The 15,674-nt window shown below is 39.8% G+C and carries 14 protein-coding genes; 8 read left to right on the top strand and 6 right to left on the bottom strand.

Annotation, left to right across the window (positions count from 1 at the left end; all coding sequences use genetic code 11):
• Positions 1–103: 103 nt before the first annotated feature.
• Positions 104–1,633, bottom strand: coding sequence for a DUF3943 domain-containing protein (locus tag IEY03_RS06825; protein ID WP_188840603.1), 1,530 nt, complete (start codon positions 1,631–1,633; stop codon positions 104–106).
• A gap of 204 nt (positions 1,634–1,837) precedes the next feature.
• Here IEY03_RS06825 and ettA point away from each other — a divergent pair, with 204 nt between their 5' ends.
• Together ettA and IEY03_RS06815 are read left to right on the top strand one after the other, a co-directional pair.
• On the top strand, positions 1,838–3,505 hold the full coding sequence (gene ettA / locus IEY03_RS06820) for an energy-dependent translational throttle protein EttA (protein ID WP_188840602.1): 1,668 nt from the start codon (positions 1,838–1,840) through the stop codon (positions 3,503–3,505).
• 732 nt (positions 3,506–4,237) lie between these two features.
• The gene (locus tag IEY03_RS06815; protein ID WP_188840601.1) at positions 4,238–4,711 is read left to right on the top strand and encodes a LabA-like NYN domain-containing protein; all 474 of its coding nucleotides are present in this window, start codon (positions 4,238–4,240) and stop codon (positions 4,709–4,711) included.
• Between the two features lie 85 nt (positions 4,712–4,796).
• Here the strand turns inward: IEY03_RS06815 and IEY03_RS06810 are convergent, their stop codons facing one another.
• Positions 4,797–5,222 carry an OsmC family protein gene (locus IEY03_RS06810; protein WP_188840600.1) on the bottom strand — a complete coding sequence of 142 codons (426 nt, stop codon included), beginning with the start codon at positions 5,220–5,222 and terminating at the stop codon, positions 4,797–4,799.
• Positions 5,223–5,419: 197 nt separating this feature from the next.
• Between IEY03_RS06810 and IEY03_RS06805 the strand changes: the two genes are divergently transcribed.
• The gene (locus IEY03_RS06805; protein WP_188840599.1) at positions 5,420–5,863 is read left to right on the top strand and encodes a thioesterase family protein; all 444 of its coding nucleotides are present in this window, start codon (positions 5,420–5,422) and stop codon (positions 5,861–5,863) included.
• 28 nt (positions 5,864–5,891) lie between these two features.
• On the opposite strand, the gene IEY03_RS06800 is transcribed toward IEY03_RS06805, so the two are convergent.
• Complete coding sequence (locus IEY03_RS06800; protein WP_229778222.1) at positions 5,892–7,382, bottom strand: putative bifunctional diguanylate cyclase/phosphodiesterase; 1,491 nt, start codon at positions 7,380–7,382, stop codon at positions 5,892–5,894.
• 59 nt (positions 7,383–7,441) lie between these two features.
• Positions 7,442–8,284, bottom strand: coding sequence for an HDOD domain-containing protein (locus IEY03_RS06795; RefSeq protein WP_188840598.1), 843 nt, complete (start codon positions 8,282–8,284; stop codon positions 7,442–7,444).
• A gap of 287 nt (positions 8,285–8,571) precedes the next feature.
• On the opposite strand from IEY03_RS06795, the gene trhP reads away from it, so the two are divergent.
• Positions 8,572–9,939, top strand: coding sequence for a prephenate-dependent tRNA uridine(34) hydroxylase TrhP (trhP, locus tag IEY03_RS06790; protein WP_188840597.1), 1,368 nt, complete (start codon positions 8,572–8,574; stop codon positions 9,937–9,939).
• A gap of 3 nt (positions 9,940–9,942) precedes the next feature.
• A complete protein-coding gene (locus tag IEY03_RS06785) occupies positions 9,943–10,194 on the top strand; it encodes a YfhL family 4Fe-4S dicluster ferredoxin (protein WP_188840596.1) in 252 nt (83 codons plus the stop codon).
• Positions 10,195–10,456: 262 nt separating this feature from the next.
• Here the strand turns inward: IEY03_RS06785 and ubiT are convergent, their stop codons facing one another.
• Positions 10,457–10,951, bottom strand: coding sequence for a ubiquinone anaerobic biosynthesis accessory factor UbiT (gene ubiT, locus IEY03_RS06780; protein WP_188840595.1), 495 nt, complete (start codon positions 10,949–10,951; stop codon positions 10,457–10,459).
• Positions 10,952–11,090: 139 nt separating this feature from the next.
• Here ubiT and ubiU point away from each other — a divergent pair, with 139 nt between their 5' ends.
• On the top strand, positions 11,091–12,104 hold the full coding sequence (gene ubiU / locus IEY03_RS06775; RefSeq protein ID WP_188840594.1) for a ubiquinone anaerobic biosynthesis protein UbiU: 1,014 nt from the start codon (positions 11,091–11,093) through the stop codon (positions 12,102–12,104).
• A 9-nt stretch (positions 12,105–12,113) separates the two neighbouring features.
• Positions 12,114–12,998, top strand: a complete 885-nt coding sequence (locus IEY03_RS06770) for a U32 family peptidase (RefSeq protein WP_188840593.1) — start codon at positions 12,114–12,116, stop codon at positions 12,996–12,998.
• 36 nt (positions 12,999–13,034) lie between these two features.
• Here IEY03_RS06770 and IEY03_RS06765 read toward each other — a convergent pair whose 3' ends face one another.
• Positions 13,035–13,718: a hypothetical protein gene (locus IEY03_RS06765; protein WP_188840592.1), complete on the bottom strand. Its 684-nt coding sequence runs from the start codon at positions 13,716–13,718 to the stop codon at positions 13,035–13,037.
• A gap of 477 nt (positions 13,719–14,195) precedes the next feature.
• On the opposite strand from IEY03_RS06765, the gene IEY03_RS06760 reads away from it, so the two are divergent.
• Positions 14,196–15,554: a YjiH family protein gene (locus IEY03_RS06760; RefSeq protein ID WP_188840591.1), complete on the top strand. Its 1,359-nt coding sequence runs from the start codon at positions 14,196–14,198 to the stop codon at positions 15,552–15,554.
• Positions 15,555–15,674 lie beyond the last annotated feature (120 nt).

The following is a 15,674-nucleotide window of genomic DNA, read 5'->3' as shown; positions in this document are numbered from 1 at the left end:
AATGTTTTTATTGTAAAAATACTCATCTCCAAATCAGCGGATAAGCGCTGTAAATATTGAATAAAAACACTGTTCTAAATTTGATACATTTATCGCTTTAACATTAATAAATATAATCTACTCTAAACCACGTTCTTTGCTCAATATCATCATGACGACTGAAAATTTGCGGGTTATCGATTCCCCTGATCACACCATAACGATCAAATCGTTCATAATGGAGCCCTAACTGAGTTGAAGAAGATAGCGCATAATTTAAATAAATTTGATATCGATCACGAGCATCTTCAAAATCAATATCATTCACATTTGGATTCCATGAAGTCATTCTTTCATTACTTTTGCCATCAATGGAATCCCATCGTTGGGATTTAATTTTAACCCCAGCAGCAAGATCATCAATTTTCACAGCTAAAGATAGATTGAAAGTATTCCCCCAAGCATAACCATATTCCCCCTCCCACAATACAGACTTAGTGCCCCAAAAGTTATGTCCTTGGGCTAAATACTCTTGTGTTGCATAAGGTTTAACCATTGAAAAGTCAGCAAATATATCGGTACGAAGCTCAAAGTTAACATGTTCATTACCCCAATTGGCAGCAGCAGAAAGACCTAACACATTAACGACAGCGTAAAAATCTTCATATTGCTCTGTTCCTAAACTGGTATATTCCATTCCTGTTGACGGTCCAATATAAACACTCTGCGACCAGCTATCAGCAAGATGATTATTACTATCAAAATGTCGTTTATATCCACCAAGCCAAACTTGAGTCGCCATTTGCCAATCTTCAATACCATTAGCAGATAAACCTGTCTCCATTTCCATATCGATTAAACTTGGAGTAGACGAAAAACCATCTGATAGACCTTTACGATCATCAATACTGGCATCAATACCCAGCAAAAATATTGAAGTAGACGTATTTGATAACTCTCTTTCTGAATAAAGCAACCCGGTATAAAGCGAGAACTTATCCTGAGATTGACTTCGATTAAACCTAGAAGGTGAACCATATCCCGCCCATTGAGTGATAGAACCTGCGGGGTTAAATACCCAAGACAAGGTTGCTGGAACCCAACCTTCCTTTCCTTTTAACATATCTGAAAACTGGTACAGGCTCTCACCTAAGACGGCTCCTCCCCAGATAGTCACAACTTGATCATTAATGCTCACAACTTCTTTATATTCAGCAAATACCTCCCAAATTGTCGAAGCAACAAATGTCCCGATAACGGATTCGTAATAATTAAAACCATGATTACGAAATGCTTGATGATACAAAGCGCCAGCATAGGCGTGCCCCCAGTTCATCCCTATATCGTTGTCATCATACTTCCAAGCCTCATTCGTCGTTAAACGATCATAAAAATATTCCGCTGTATCACCTTCAATCTCATAATCAAAATCTTGCTTCATTGTTTCAGAGCTTATCGAATACAAGCCGCCACCTAAAATCAATATACTTGATAATTCCGCGGTCGCTCCCCACCAATTTTTCTGAATATCCTTTGGCTCTTCATCGGAGACACTCGCTTCAATTGCTACAACAGGTAACGAAAAAGAACCAATAATACCTAAGCTAGCTATCACTATGTATGAAGAAACTGTCATCATCAATTTGCTGTACACCACATGTCCTTTTGTCATTATTTTTAATTGTTACAAAATTGGTTAGCAAAATGTTACCAAGGTTTAATGATTAAACCTAGCAACTGTTTATCGACATTAGAATTAAAGAAAAATAAACCCCCAACTAGATAAAATCCGATTTAAGTTAGATTCAGATTCCATTAGAATCACCTCTATTCAGTGTCAACCAAATTATGGGATCTCATGGCTCAATTTGTATACAGCATGCTTAGGGTGGCTAAAATTGTTCCGCCTAAAAAGCAAATTTTAAAAGACATTTCGTTAAGTTTTTTCCCTGGTGCAAAAATTGGCGTGCTAGGCTTAAACGGTTCAGGTAAATCAACATTACTGCGCATTATGGCCGGTATTGATACTGAAATTGAGGGTGAAGCACGCCCTATGCCAGGACTAAAGATTGGTTACCTACCCCAAGAGCCAAAACTCAATCCAAATCAAACTGTGCGTGAAGCCATAGAAGAAGCGGTAAGTGATGCTAAAAACGCTTTAACCCGTTTAGATGCCGTATATGCTGCTTATGCAGAGCCAGATGCCGACTTTGACGCATTAGCTAAAGAGCAAGGTGAATTAGAAGCCATTATTCAAGCACAGGATGCCCATAATTTAGAACACATTCTAGAGCGTGCGGCCAATGCATTACGTTTACCAGACTGGGATGAAAAAATCGAAGTTTTATCCGGTGGTGAACGTCGACGAGTGGCAATTTGTCGCTTATTGCTTGAAAAACCAGAAATGTTATTACTCGATGAACCAACCAACCACTTGGATGCTGAATCAGTCGCTTGGCTTGAGCACTTTTTACAGGAATATAATGGTACCGTGGTGGCTATTACCCATGACCGTTACTTCTTAGATAATGCTGCGGGTTGGATTTTAGAACTTGATCGTGGTGAAGGTATTCCTTGGGAAGGTAACTACTCTTCTTGGCTAGAGCAAAAAGATGCTCGTTTACAGCAAGAATCTGCGACTGAAAGCGCACGTCAGAAAACCATTGCCAAGGAATTAGAGTGGGTTCGTCAAGGGGCTAAAGGCCGTCAATCTAAAGGCAAAGCCCGTATGGCTCGCTTTGAAGAGTTAAACACCAATGACTATCAAAAGCGTAATGAGACCAATGAGTTATTCATCCCACCAGGACCGCGCTTAGGTGACAAAGTTATTGAAGTAAATAACTTAACTAAATCCTATGGCGACCGAGTGTTAATTGATGATTTATCATTTACAGTGCCCAAAGGCGCAATTGTCGGAATTATCGGTGCTAACGGTGCTGGTAAATCAACTTTATTCCGAATGATTTCAGGCACAGAGCAGCCAGACAGCGGTAGCATTTCAATTGGTGAATCGGTTCAAATTGCTTCTGTTGAGCAGTTCCGTGATTCAATGAATGATAAAAATACCGTTTGGCAGGAAATTTCTGGCGGCCAAGACATTATGAAAGTCGGCAATATGGAAATTCCAAGTCGAGCATATGTAGGTCGATTTAACTTCCGTGGTGGCGATCAACAAAAAATCATTGGGACACTTTCTGGTGGTGAACGTAACCGAGTGCATCTTTCTAAGCTACTTCAAGCTGGCGGTAACGTACTTCTTCTCGATGAACCAACCAACGATTTAGATGTTGAAACCCTGCGCGCACTGGAAGAAGCTTTGCTTGAATTCCCTGGCTGTGCCATGGTGATTTCGCATGACCGTTGGTTCTTAGACCGTATCGCAACTCACATTTTAGATTACCGTGACGAAGGTAAAGTTAACTTCTATGAAGGCAACTTTACAGAATATTCAACCTGGTTAAAAAATACCTATGGTGCGGATATTGTTGAACCCCATCGTTTAAAATACAAACGAATGACTAAATAGTCATGCTGCTAATACAACAGGAGCTTCGGCTCCTGTTGTGTTTATCTTGTCCCAAAACTGATTGCCTTGAAAGATAGTCTCTATTCCGAGCAATCGCTAGTTACTTTGTACTTTCTAACCAAGTACTAAGGCCTGAACTTTACTGGTTGAATTTCGTTCAAGTTAAAACATTTTAATTGAGACGAATGGATTGATGCCTAGTCATCCATGCTACCAACAACCAATATGCTTAAGCATCCCAGTACTATGCAGGAGCTCTCCCCGCAGGCGCGACTCAGACTGAACACATCATTAATCACCTGGGTATAACATTAAATTTGTCACAACATACAATTTATATTCGCAGCATTATAGATGCTAACTAGAGTATTTTTGTCGCTGGGCTACCAAGTCGTTGACAGGATAAATGCGAAGTAGTGATCACCCAAACTAGCTCTTTATTGGTTAAGTGTTGTAAAAATACTAATGGTCTGCTTGCCCTTATATCTTTTCAATATAGCCAACAGGCACTGAAAGTAAAATAGCCATAGACGCCGTGATAATTTGGGTTTTGCCTTTACCCTAGTAACCCTTGCTGTTATTCCGCTTATATAACTGATTTGTGCCTCAACCAAATTACCTGTGTTGCGACGTAATTAGATGAAGTCATCGCAAAACAGCAAAAGTCCCACAATGAGTGTGTTAACATTCCTGAAGCCCGCGACTTTTAATCACAATCTTGAAGGTTAATAAATGTATAAAATTGCAGTATTTGTGGATGTTCAAAATATTTATTACACCTGTAAACAAGCTTTTAATCGCAGCTTTAATTACCGTGAACTGTATAAACAATTACAAGAACGTGGTGAAATTGTCCACGCCATTGCCTATGCCATAGCGCCCAATGATGATGGCCAGGTTAAATTTCAAGATGCGTTAAGGCATATTGGTTTTACCGTTAAAACTAAACCCTATATTCAACGCAGTGATGGTTCATCCAAAGGTGACTGGGACGTCGGTATTACCATTGATATGTTAGAGCTTGCCGCTGACATTAATGAAGTTATCTTGCTTTCTGGTGACGGCGATTTTGATTTACTCATCCAAGCTATCAATCGTAAATATGATTGTTTAACCCATGTGTTCAGTGTGCAGCGATTAACCGCAAAGTCATTAACCGACCAATGTCAATTACACACACCGATTGATGATAACCTGTTGCGCTAGTCGATAAATATTTTCCAATTATCAACTTCATCCGCAGCGCTTTGAGCTCACGTCTTAAATGAAGTTGGCATTATTCTAGCGCTAATTAGCTTGCGCTATGATTCACTAATGTTGGGTTGAGTAAATTATCGTGTACTGGGCAGCGATGGCAAACAGCATCGAGAAAATCTTGTTTTTGCTGCTCATCTAAATCAGCGTCAATTGCGGCCATTAAATCTATTTGCTTAAATCCAATAGGATCATCCGTAGGTAGCCCTGAAAGTCCGGCGGTATTGAGTACGGCTTTAACATGGACATCAAACTGACGAATATGAATTTTTTTGTCTCGAGCTACCATTTTTGCAATGGCAGAAATACACCCAGCTAATGAAAACAAAAAAGTTTCTAACGGATTTGCCCCCTCGTTACCAGCTGTTGGCTGATCAATAATTAACATGTGCTCACGAATTTGTGCTGTAACTTTCCAGCTTTCACCCATGGTTGTCTTTACTTCAACAATTTTATCCGCCATTACTGCTCCATTTCACCCAAAGTTCATTAGAAAAATCTTATTAAAGTAAATTATACCGCGCAAGTGATTTTATTTGCAATCCGAACTTAGACTCACAAAAAAACACTTGGAGAAATTCACTGAAATAAAACTAAAAATCCTCTACACTGCCCATCGCTTATTTCTAACTGCATTAACACTCTGACACTAGGAACATCATGCATAAGCCAAGTAACAATAACGCCTTTATATGGAGTAAAACTGCCCACTTTGCAGTGCAAATTTACTATGAAGATACCGATTTTTCAGGTGTGGTATATCATCCTAATTTTCTGAAATATTTTGAACGCGCACGCGAACATGTTATTGGTGCTGATGTTTTACAAACGTTATGGAATCAACAAGGTTTGGGGTTTGCTGTCTATAAAAGTGACATGATTTGCCATGATGGGGTTGAGTTTGCAGACATTATTGATGTCAGAACACAATTTTGTTTTGAAAGTAAGTTTCGAACAATTTGGAAACAAGAAATTTGGCGTCCAAATGCCTCAAAAGCGGCCGTAACTGCGTGTATTGAAATGGTATGCATGAACAATAAAAGGCAACTAACGGCAATGCCCATGGATTTAATCGCTTTATTGAATCAAACCATGCCGAGTTAATGTCAGTCTGTGGAAACAAAAAAACAGTTTATCCTTGAGATAATCTTGGATAAACCTCAACAAACTCAGTTGCATCGCAGGGTTTGGAAAAGTATTCCCCCTGAATCCTGTCTGCACCAAACTCTGTGAGCATTTTTAGGGTACTGAGCGTTTCAACACCCTCGACAGTCACGTCGAAACCTAACTCTTTAGCTAATACTATAGTCATTTTTACAATACTTTGTGCTTGTTTCTCTTGTTGAAATCCTTGTAAAAACGCTTTATCTATCTTCACTTCATTAACGGGCAAATGGCGTAAATAGGCAAGCGATGAATGCCCGGTTCCAAAATCATCAATAGCAACTTTGACCCCTAATATTTGTAATTGCTCAATCGTATAGATAACTTGTTCATAAGAGGCCATTAAAGCGCTTTCAGTGATCTCTATCATCAAGCATTCGGCTGGCACTAAATGGCATTTTAATAGATTCGAGATTTGAGCAACCATAGTTTGACGATGCAGATCCTCACTCGAAAGATTCACTGCAACCTTGACATAAATGCCTTGTTCTCGCCATTTTGCTTGCTGAGAAATAACTTTTTCAAGTACCCAATCACTGATTAAACTGATCATTCCTGTATGTTCAGCTAAAGGGATAAATTCATCCGGAGAAATATCACCTAAGCCATCATGATGCCAGCGGATTAAGGCTTCAACTTCAACACATTTGCCACTTTTTATATCCAGCTTAGGTTGATATACCATAAACAACTGATCTTGCTTCAAACTTTTAGGCAAGCTATTAATAATCAATAGTTCCCGATATTGTTTTTTATCATCATCTTTATCGTAATAAGCAATCCCACTTTGATCTAACTTAGCTTTTTTCAATGCTAAATCTAATCTTCGCAGCATAATACTGACATCAGCATGATGTTCAGTTAAGGTTAATACACCCAATTGTACCGTCACGCTTATGGGTTGCTGTTCTATTTCGAATGATTGCTGTAGTTCATCTTTAATCACTAGCAATTGTGCATGTTCAATCACCTCAGGGAAGAACAACAAAAACTCATTACCATTCATTCGGGCAACAAACTGAGCTTTTACCGACAACGAATTAACTCGCTGGGAAAACTCTTTTAATAACGCGTCACCAAATACAAAGCCAAACAGATCGTTTACAAACCGAAACTGCTTAATATCAATTAATAAGATCATCCCTTGTTGTATCGGCATTCGACTTAAAATTTTACGCTTAAAACCAACTCGATTAGATAAGCCTGTTAACTTATCGCGCTCAACATTATAGGGGATGGATTGCTGTAAATTGATTAACGCAGATATTAAAGGAGTGAATACTTGGGGAATGTTACCGAAATCGACAGGTGAGATAGTGTGTATTTGTCGCTCTAAAGTGTGTGTTAACTGCTGTAAATAGCGTTTTTGCCACCAGCAATACACTCCGGCGGCAATTAATATGACGCCGAAGGATATGGCCAAAATCGTCACACAAAACAAATACATTGCTTGAGTCATTGAATAAGTCTATTTAGCGTTTAACTATCGGAAATAAGTATGAGTAAGTCTAATATAACCTACTCGTAACTTTCCTTAATCGAATGATATAACTCAGTAAAAACATCACTGCCTAAATCTTCAGGGGTTACTGGTAATCCTCGTCCCGCAAACACATCTAAACGCTGTTCTAATTCTTCACCAGCACGTAACTCGCCGGTATAAAACGCCGCCGAACGGATAAAGTCTAAGTAGGTGACCTTTTCGGGCAGATAATGAAAATCAGCCCAACGCTCAACAACCTCGGTTACCTCTGGGGCAAAGTCCCAGCTTTTAAGAACCGCACGGCCAATTGGGCCTTGCATTTTACGCACTAAACCACGGAGTTGATCTATGCTAGTAAACAGTTCAGGGTGAACTTCGGCTTCAGATAATACAGGTAAAGCCCCAATATTATGGACTAATCCAGCCAAGGTTAAGGTTTCACGATCTAATTTTTTACTTGGATTACGTTTGTTGTAGATCTCGAGCATTGCACAAGCTGATGCGGTTACTTCGATGGATGTTTTCCAAACTTCATCCATCACTTCCCAAACCATTTCATTGGTTGAAATAAATAATTGCTCCATTGCCACTGAAGTCGTAATCGATTTAATTTGCACTAAGCCAATACGATTTACTGCAGCTGAAATATTCTCAGCTTTATTACCTCTGGAATAAAGTGCGCTATTCGCCACTTTAATAATTCGGGCAGAAATTGCCGCATCTTGACCAATAATGTCCCCAACTTGCTTCAAACTAGAGTCAGGTCTAGCGACCACCTCTTGTACTCGCATCGCCACCTCTGGCAACGTCGGCAATACTAGGGCATCGGCTTTTAGTTTTTTTAATAAGCTGACCAATAGTTGATGTTCAGTAGACATGTTGTCTCCATCAAAAGTAAATATATAGTGATAGAATTGTATACTGAATAAAGCCCGTTATGCGAGCTAAGCTAATTAAAATAAGCATAAATTAAAAACTTATTGCAAAACTAGTGCTCAATTCGATGTATATCCTCCTCATTGTGGGACAAAAATAGTGTGAAAAAAATCAAAAAGAGATTCACCTCACAAAAAGAAAGGACTTACTTGCTCTGCTATTATAACTTAAGTACGATCGCGCCCCCGCAATCTGCGCGCTTTATTTCATCGTTATATTGAGAGTATTTATGTTTAAACCTGAGCTATTGTCTCCTGCTGGAACCCTAAAAAACATGCGTTATGCCTTTGCTTATGGTGCTGACGCTGTATATGCAGGCCAACCTCGCTACAGTTTGCGAGTCAGAAATAATGACTTTAAAATGGAAAACTTAGCTAGCGGCATTCAAGAAGCGCACGATTTAGGCAAAAAACTCTATGTAGTAAGTAATATTGCCCCCCACAACGCCAAATTAAAAACCTACCTAAAAGACATGGAGCCCGTGGTTGCTATGCAACCTGATGCATTGATCATGTCTGATCCAGGTTTGATCATGATGGTACGTGAGGCGTTCCCGGATCAAGTCGTGCATCTTTCTGTCCAAGCCAATGCCATTAACTGGGCATCTGTAAAATTTTGGCAGCAACAAGGTATTAAACGCGTGATCCTCTCACGTGAATTATCATTAGATGAAATTGAAGAGATCCGTCAACGTTGTCCTGATATTGAGCTGGAAGTGTTTGTTCATGGGGCACTGTGCATGGCTTATTCTGGCCGCTGCTTATTATCGGGCTATATGAACAAGCGAGATCCAAACCAAGGAACCTGCACCAATGCTTGCCGCTGGAAATACGATGTGCATGAAGCAAAGCAAACTGAAACGGGCGACATCATTGCAGTAAACCCAGCGGTTCAAATTGAAACGCCACCAACATTGGGTGCTGGCGCGCCATCAAATGAAATTGTGTTGTTACAGGAACCAGGAAGACCAGGCGAATACATGCCAGCCTTTGAAGATGAACATGGCACCTACATTATGAACTCGAAAGATTTACGTGCAATTCAGCATGTTGATCGTTTGACAAAAATGGGGATAGATTCATTAAAAATTGAAGGGCGGACTAAATCATTTTATTACGTAGCACGTACCGCACAATTATATCGCCAAGCCATTGAAGATGCTGCTGCAGGTAAAGATTTTAACCGCACCTTAATGCACAATTTAGAAGGTTTAGCGCATCGCGGTTACACCGAAGGTTTTTTACGCCGTCATGTGCATGATGAATATCAAAATTACGATTATGGCTATTCGATTAGTGATACGCAGCAATTTGTGGGTGAATTCACGGGCAAACGCAATGCTGCCGGATTGGCAGAAATTGATGTAAAGAATAAATTTATTGTTGGTGACAGCGTTGAAGTCATGACCCCACAGGGCAATTTTAATTTAACTATTCAGCAGCTAATTAACCGTAAGGGTGAAAGTGTTGAAGCGGGCTTAGGTTCTGGGCATTTTGTATTCCTTGAACTGCCCGCTGAAGTGAATACAGATAAAGCCATTTTGATGCGTAATCTTCCACAAGGTCAGGATACCCGTAATCCTCATCAGGCAGTGTAAGCCATGGCATTACTCATTGACGATAGCTGTATTAACTGCGATATGTGTGAACCTGAGTGCCCTAACTCAGCTATCACTATGGGTGAAGAGATCTATGAAATCGATCCTGATCTGTGCACCGAATGTGTCGGGCATTATGATAAACCTACCTGTGTATCTGTATGCCCAATTGACTGTATCGACCCAGATCCTGCCCATGTAGAATCACAAGATGCATTAATGGTGAAATACGGCATCATTACTGGAAAAATTTAGATTGAAATCATGATATAAAAACGGCGCTTTGAAGGCGCCGTTTTTATGTGCGGTTAATGGCCATCAAACGACTATTTTCGAAAAATAATATCCATTTAAATCGTTATCAGGCCCATTCATTGAGAATGCTGCGCTGTCCAGGTAAGTATTAGTAGTGAAAGCATAATGCCTCTCGATAAAATGTCCCTCGCGCCCTTCTATTTGTATCTATGCCATTGTCAACCAACTGAATATTAAGCAACATTAGGACGTATCATCGGGTCTATTGGTATTGTTGCAATGTCTGCAGTGTGACCGCGAGTTTTTCAATCGCTAACTTAGCCGCCGCAGGTAATGAATCAAGCTCAATTCCCAGCAGCAAATTTTTAACTTCCAGCCCCAATTCCGTATCGCCATCGATCCGCAGTTTTCGCTGAAAGAACAAAGTATCAGGATCCTCTTTAGCCGCCGCCACCAAAAGCAGCTCGGGAACATTAGCGATAAAAGTCACATCCGCGTTTTGTTGGTGGGATAAAATCAATTGGCCATTAAAACTGATTTGAAACTGTAACCCAATATCTGCAATAGAAATGGCGACCCACTTCCCCTGTAAAAATTCAAGTTCAGCCTGCTCAATTTGCGGCTTCAACATTAAATTTAGAAGTTTAGACAACAAGGCTAACGTTAATTTATCAGGCACTAAAGCCAATGATTGTTTACTTACTCGGGGGGCAAAATGCAAAACATGCGATGCAAGTTGTTGAGAAATTCCACTCACTTGATTGTCCTTTAAAAAGTTGACTCACTTTATGGCGCAAGTTTAGCGAGTTTTTATCGACATAAACCTGTTCTAAATCAAATCATGGCGATTGAATCACTTCTACACTCACCTACTTTAAAAAATCTAGGATAATCCAATGGAATTGTTGTGTCCTGCGGGCAATTTAGCCTCTCTAAAAGCTGCATTTAATGCAGGAGCTGATGCGGTATATTTAGGGCTGAAAGATGATACTAATGCACGCTCTTTTGCTGGTTTGAACTTTTCTGCAGCTCAAATAAAACAAGCTAGCCAATTAGCCAAACAGCAAAATCGAAAGTTATTCCTAACCCTGAATACCTTTGCAAAACCAGGTCATGAAAATCGTTGGCAGCAAGCTATCGACCTAGCTGCGGAGCTAAATCTTGATGCTGTGATTTGTGCCGACATTTCGCTTTTAGATTACGCCAGCCGAACCTACCCTGGATTAGCACTACATTTATCGGTTCAAGCGAGTGCGACTAATGTAGCCGCATTATCCTTTTACAAACAGCAGTTTAATATCGAACGCGCAGTGTTACCAAGAGTGCTATCGGTAAAACAAGTGAAAGACTTAGCAAAAATCAGTCCGGTTGATTTAGAAGTTTTCGCCTTTGGTAGTTTATGTATTATGGCTGAGGGGCGCTGTCAGTTGTCCAGTTACGTTACCGGGCAATCGCCCAATACCGGAGGTTCGTGCTCTCCGGCTAATCATGTTCGCTGGCAAGATGTTGGTACTGATAAATTAACCCGATTAAATGAAGTACTGATTGATAAATCAAGCCAAGACGAGCAATTAGGCTATCCCGTTGTCTGTAAGGGGCGTTACCAAACAAATGATGAAATGACACCTGAATACATGCTTGAATCACCGACAAGTTTAAATACCATAAGCCTAATCCCTGAACTTGCTCAGGCAGGTATTCGCTCACTGAAAATAGAGGGACGCCAGCGCAGTCCGGCCTATGTCACTCAGGTCACTCAGGTATGGCGTCAAGCCATCGATAGTTATCGACAGTCCCCTGAAACATTCGAAAATACGTTAAAAAGACAACCACAATGGCATTCAGCCTTGAATAAAGTATCTGAAGGCCAAGTGACAACTTTGGGTGCTTACGAGCGTCAATGGCAATAGGTATTTAATATGAATTTATCCCTCGGCCCACTCACATACTGCTGGAGCAAACAGGCAACATTTGAATACTATGAAGCCGTTGCTAGCACCGATATAGACACTGTGTACTTAGGTGAAGTAATTTGCAGCCGTCGCCGTGAGTTAAAATATAAAGATTATCTTGAATTGGCGAACTTACTCACCAATCAAGGGAAAAAAGTGATTCTATCAACATTAACCTTAATTGAGTCGGCATCAGAACTAATTGAATTAAAACGCATTGTTACAAACGGTGAGTTTGCTATTGAAGCCAATGATATGGCTGCAGTGAACTTTGCAACAGAAGCCGCGATACCTTTTGTGGCAGGCCCTAACTTAAATCTCTACAATCGAGCCAGTCTTGATATTATGCACAAAAAAGGCATGACAAGATTCATTATGCCTTATGAGCTATCAAAGTTTTGGTTGCAACAGGTATTGGCTGGAAATCCAACGGCATTTGAAACTGAAGTTCTCGGTTATGGATATATCCCTTTGGCACACTCAGCCCGATGCTTTACAGCTAAGCATCATCAAAAGCCTAAATTAGACTGCCAAATTATTTGCCAACAATATCCCAAAGGCATCTTAACCCAAACGCAAGAATCGCAACCATTACTTAGACTCAACGGAATACAAACTCAGTCTGCGGCTAAAATTAATTTAATTAACCAAATGTCCGCCATGTCAGCAATGGGGGTCAGTTATTTTAGAATATCCCCATCAGGACTCGAAGATATCGCGTTAATCGAGCACATATCAAATGCCCAAATGGCTGAACAATCAAACCTAAGCCTTGAGGGAAACATTAAAGATTGTAATGGCTACTGGCATGCAGAGCCGGGAATGAATTTAAATCTCAATACGATAACTTAACCTCTACATCCAACCTGAGTTGAGGTCATTAACGCATTATGATTTTTTGATCCACGATAGCAGTGATAGCACCCATAAAATTAAAGTGATATCGCTGCTCCATTGCACTAAAGCTTGCCACCACAGTTCAGGTTTTGGAGCCAATGTAGCTGATGAGGCGATAATATCCATGTAAGTCGTGGTTATAAGGGGGGCTGAAGTTCCCGCATAGGGCAGAATAAACACGCTTAAGTTAAGCATCAAACACATAATACTTAGCAACAAAGGGACTTTCACTTGTCGCCATCCTATCTGTAACGCGTAAGCCATAAATGCAATACAAGAACAACAAACAAAGATGAACAAGTAACTCAAACCATGTAGGTGCAAATGATATACGTTTAAAGGAAACAGTCCGGTTGCACCTAAAGCAATAAAGCTTGCAGAAAAACTCAGCCAGAAGGGATATTTAAACCAGCCATTTGTCACCTGTAAGGCAAACAAATTAGCAAGTGCGATACATAAACTACCAAAAAAAAGCCCACCGTTAAGCACAAGTGCTGATGGTGAATGTCCATAATAGCCAAGTTCGCTGATACTTTTTTGAAACAATAAAAAGCCATCACTACTCGAGTTTGCTGATTCAATAAATATTGCGAAAGCTAAACCTACAAAAAGCCCCAAACACCCCAACAACCCAAATCGAATTGCCAGCTGTTTGATTTTATCTTTATTTGTCATAACACCAATTTACGATTAGTTACCCATGGTTAGTTTATGTCACCAATAAAATTAAAACTGCGTGTTCTACGACAGAATGTTGATTGATATGGTGACTATATGCAAGTCAAAGGCGGTTTTATACGATGAATTTGCCTAATTATCAAAGGGAAGATGACTAACTTGATGCATAAAAAATCAATTTTAATACATTTAACAAAAAAAACAGCCGCGCAACACTGGTAGGCAAGCAAAACACATTGACTTAACACGTTGATTACAAATTAATTTTGCATTACAAATGCCAGGTTTTGCTTTACAATATAGTTAATCATATTTAAGTGATAACTATTCATTTATGTGATTCGTTTTACTTAGACTGAAATTGGCGGTAACCTTGCCGCACAAAAATCATGAAGAACTTTCAGCAAGCGACTCATGGACGAATTGGATAATTTATTCGCTGCCAAAATAGGTAGATTTTAAGGTACAGAAACCGTGACTCAACTAAAACCAATACATAACTTAAAAACGATACTGACTTTTATTATCCCGTCTTTAATTGGTCTTTTACTATTTATTACTCCGGTAACAACCGACAAAGGGTTAACCATCCCAATTGCTATCGTTTCTAAAGCGCTGCAATCGGCAATGGGCGGCACTATACAACTTATTGTTACGGGTATTGTTATATTTATGGCCATTGTTTCAGTGCTGGCCGCGGTTATCAGACCTGCATTTGTTCGCCAAAGTCATTTTCTTACGGCGTTACTGAATGTATCAGGATTTTGGCTATTGATGCGGGTCATCGGAGCCGTATTTATTACGCTAACTTGCTTTAATATTGGCCCTGAAATCATCATTTCAGAAAACACAGGTAGCTTAGTCTATAACGACTTACTTCCGGTGCTATTCTCAGTATTTATCTTTGCAGGTATGCTGTTACCGCTATTATTGAATTTCGGTCTGCTGGAATTTTTTGGCACTATGTTAACCAAAATCATGCGGCCAATTTTTAACTTACCGGGGAGAAGTGCCATAGATTGTATCGCTTCGTGGCTAGGAGACGGTAGCGTGGGCATTTTGATGACCAGCCAACAATATGAAACTCGATTTTATACCCAACGTGAAGCTGCCGTTATTGGCACCACATTCTCAGCAGTATCAATCACCTTCAGTTTGGTGGTTATTTCTCAGGTTCGATTAGAACACTTATTCGTCCCCTTTTATCTAACTGTATGTTTTGCTGGCATCATGGCTGCAATTATTGTCCCTAAACTACCGCCATTATCATGGAAGAAAGACAACTATATAGATGACACGCCACGTCACCCAGATGATGAAATGATCCCACAGGGGCATGGTGTTTTCTCTTGGGGATATCATCAAGCCCTTAGTCGCGCCTCTCAAGCAACCAGTGTTAAAAAAGTTTTCATCGATGGACTAAAAAATGTCATTGATATGATATTTGGAATTATTCCAGTGGTTATGGCAATTGGCACTATGGCGCTTATTCTTGCTGAATATACGCCCATATTTAACTATCTTGGAATGCCATTTATCCCATTATTAGAACTGTTACAAATTCCAGAGGCCACTGCCGCATCGAAAACAATTGTTGTGGGTTTTGCGGATATGTTTATCCCTTCAATTTTAGCAAGCTCAATTGAATCTGATCTAACACGTTTTGTGATTGCAGCTTTATCTGTTACGCAGTTAATTTATATGAGTGAAGTGGGTGCGTTGCTGATTGGCAGTAAAATTCCAGTCAACTTTTTAGAGTTGTTTGTGATCTTCATTTTACGCACTGTTGTAACATTACCGATTATTGCCTTAATGGGTCATATGATTTTGTAATAGCACCAATCTTAAAAACGAAAAAGGAACCACATGGTTCCTTTTTTTATATTTAAAATCAGTGCCAATTCGCATTTTAATGATTTGGTTCTACACTTAAATGTAACACTTAGAAGGATA

The organism is Shewanella aestuarii, from assembly GCF_014647215.1.
GTDB classification, from domain to species: Bacteria; Pseudomonadota; Gammaproteobacteria; order Enterobacterales; family Shewanellaceae; genus Shewanella; species Shewanella aestuarii.
This window is presented reverse-complemented; position numbering and strand designations above follow the sequence as displayed.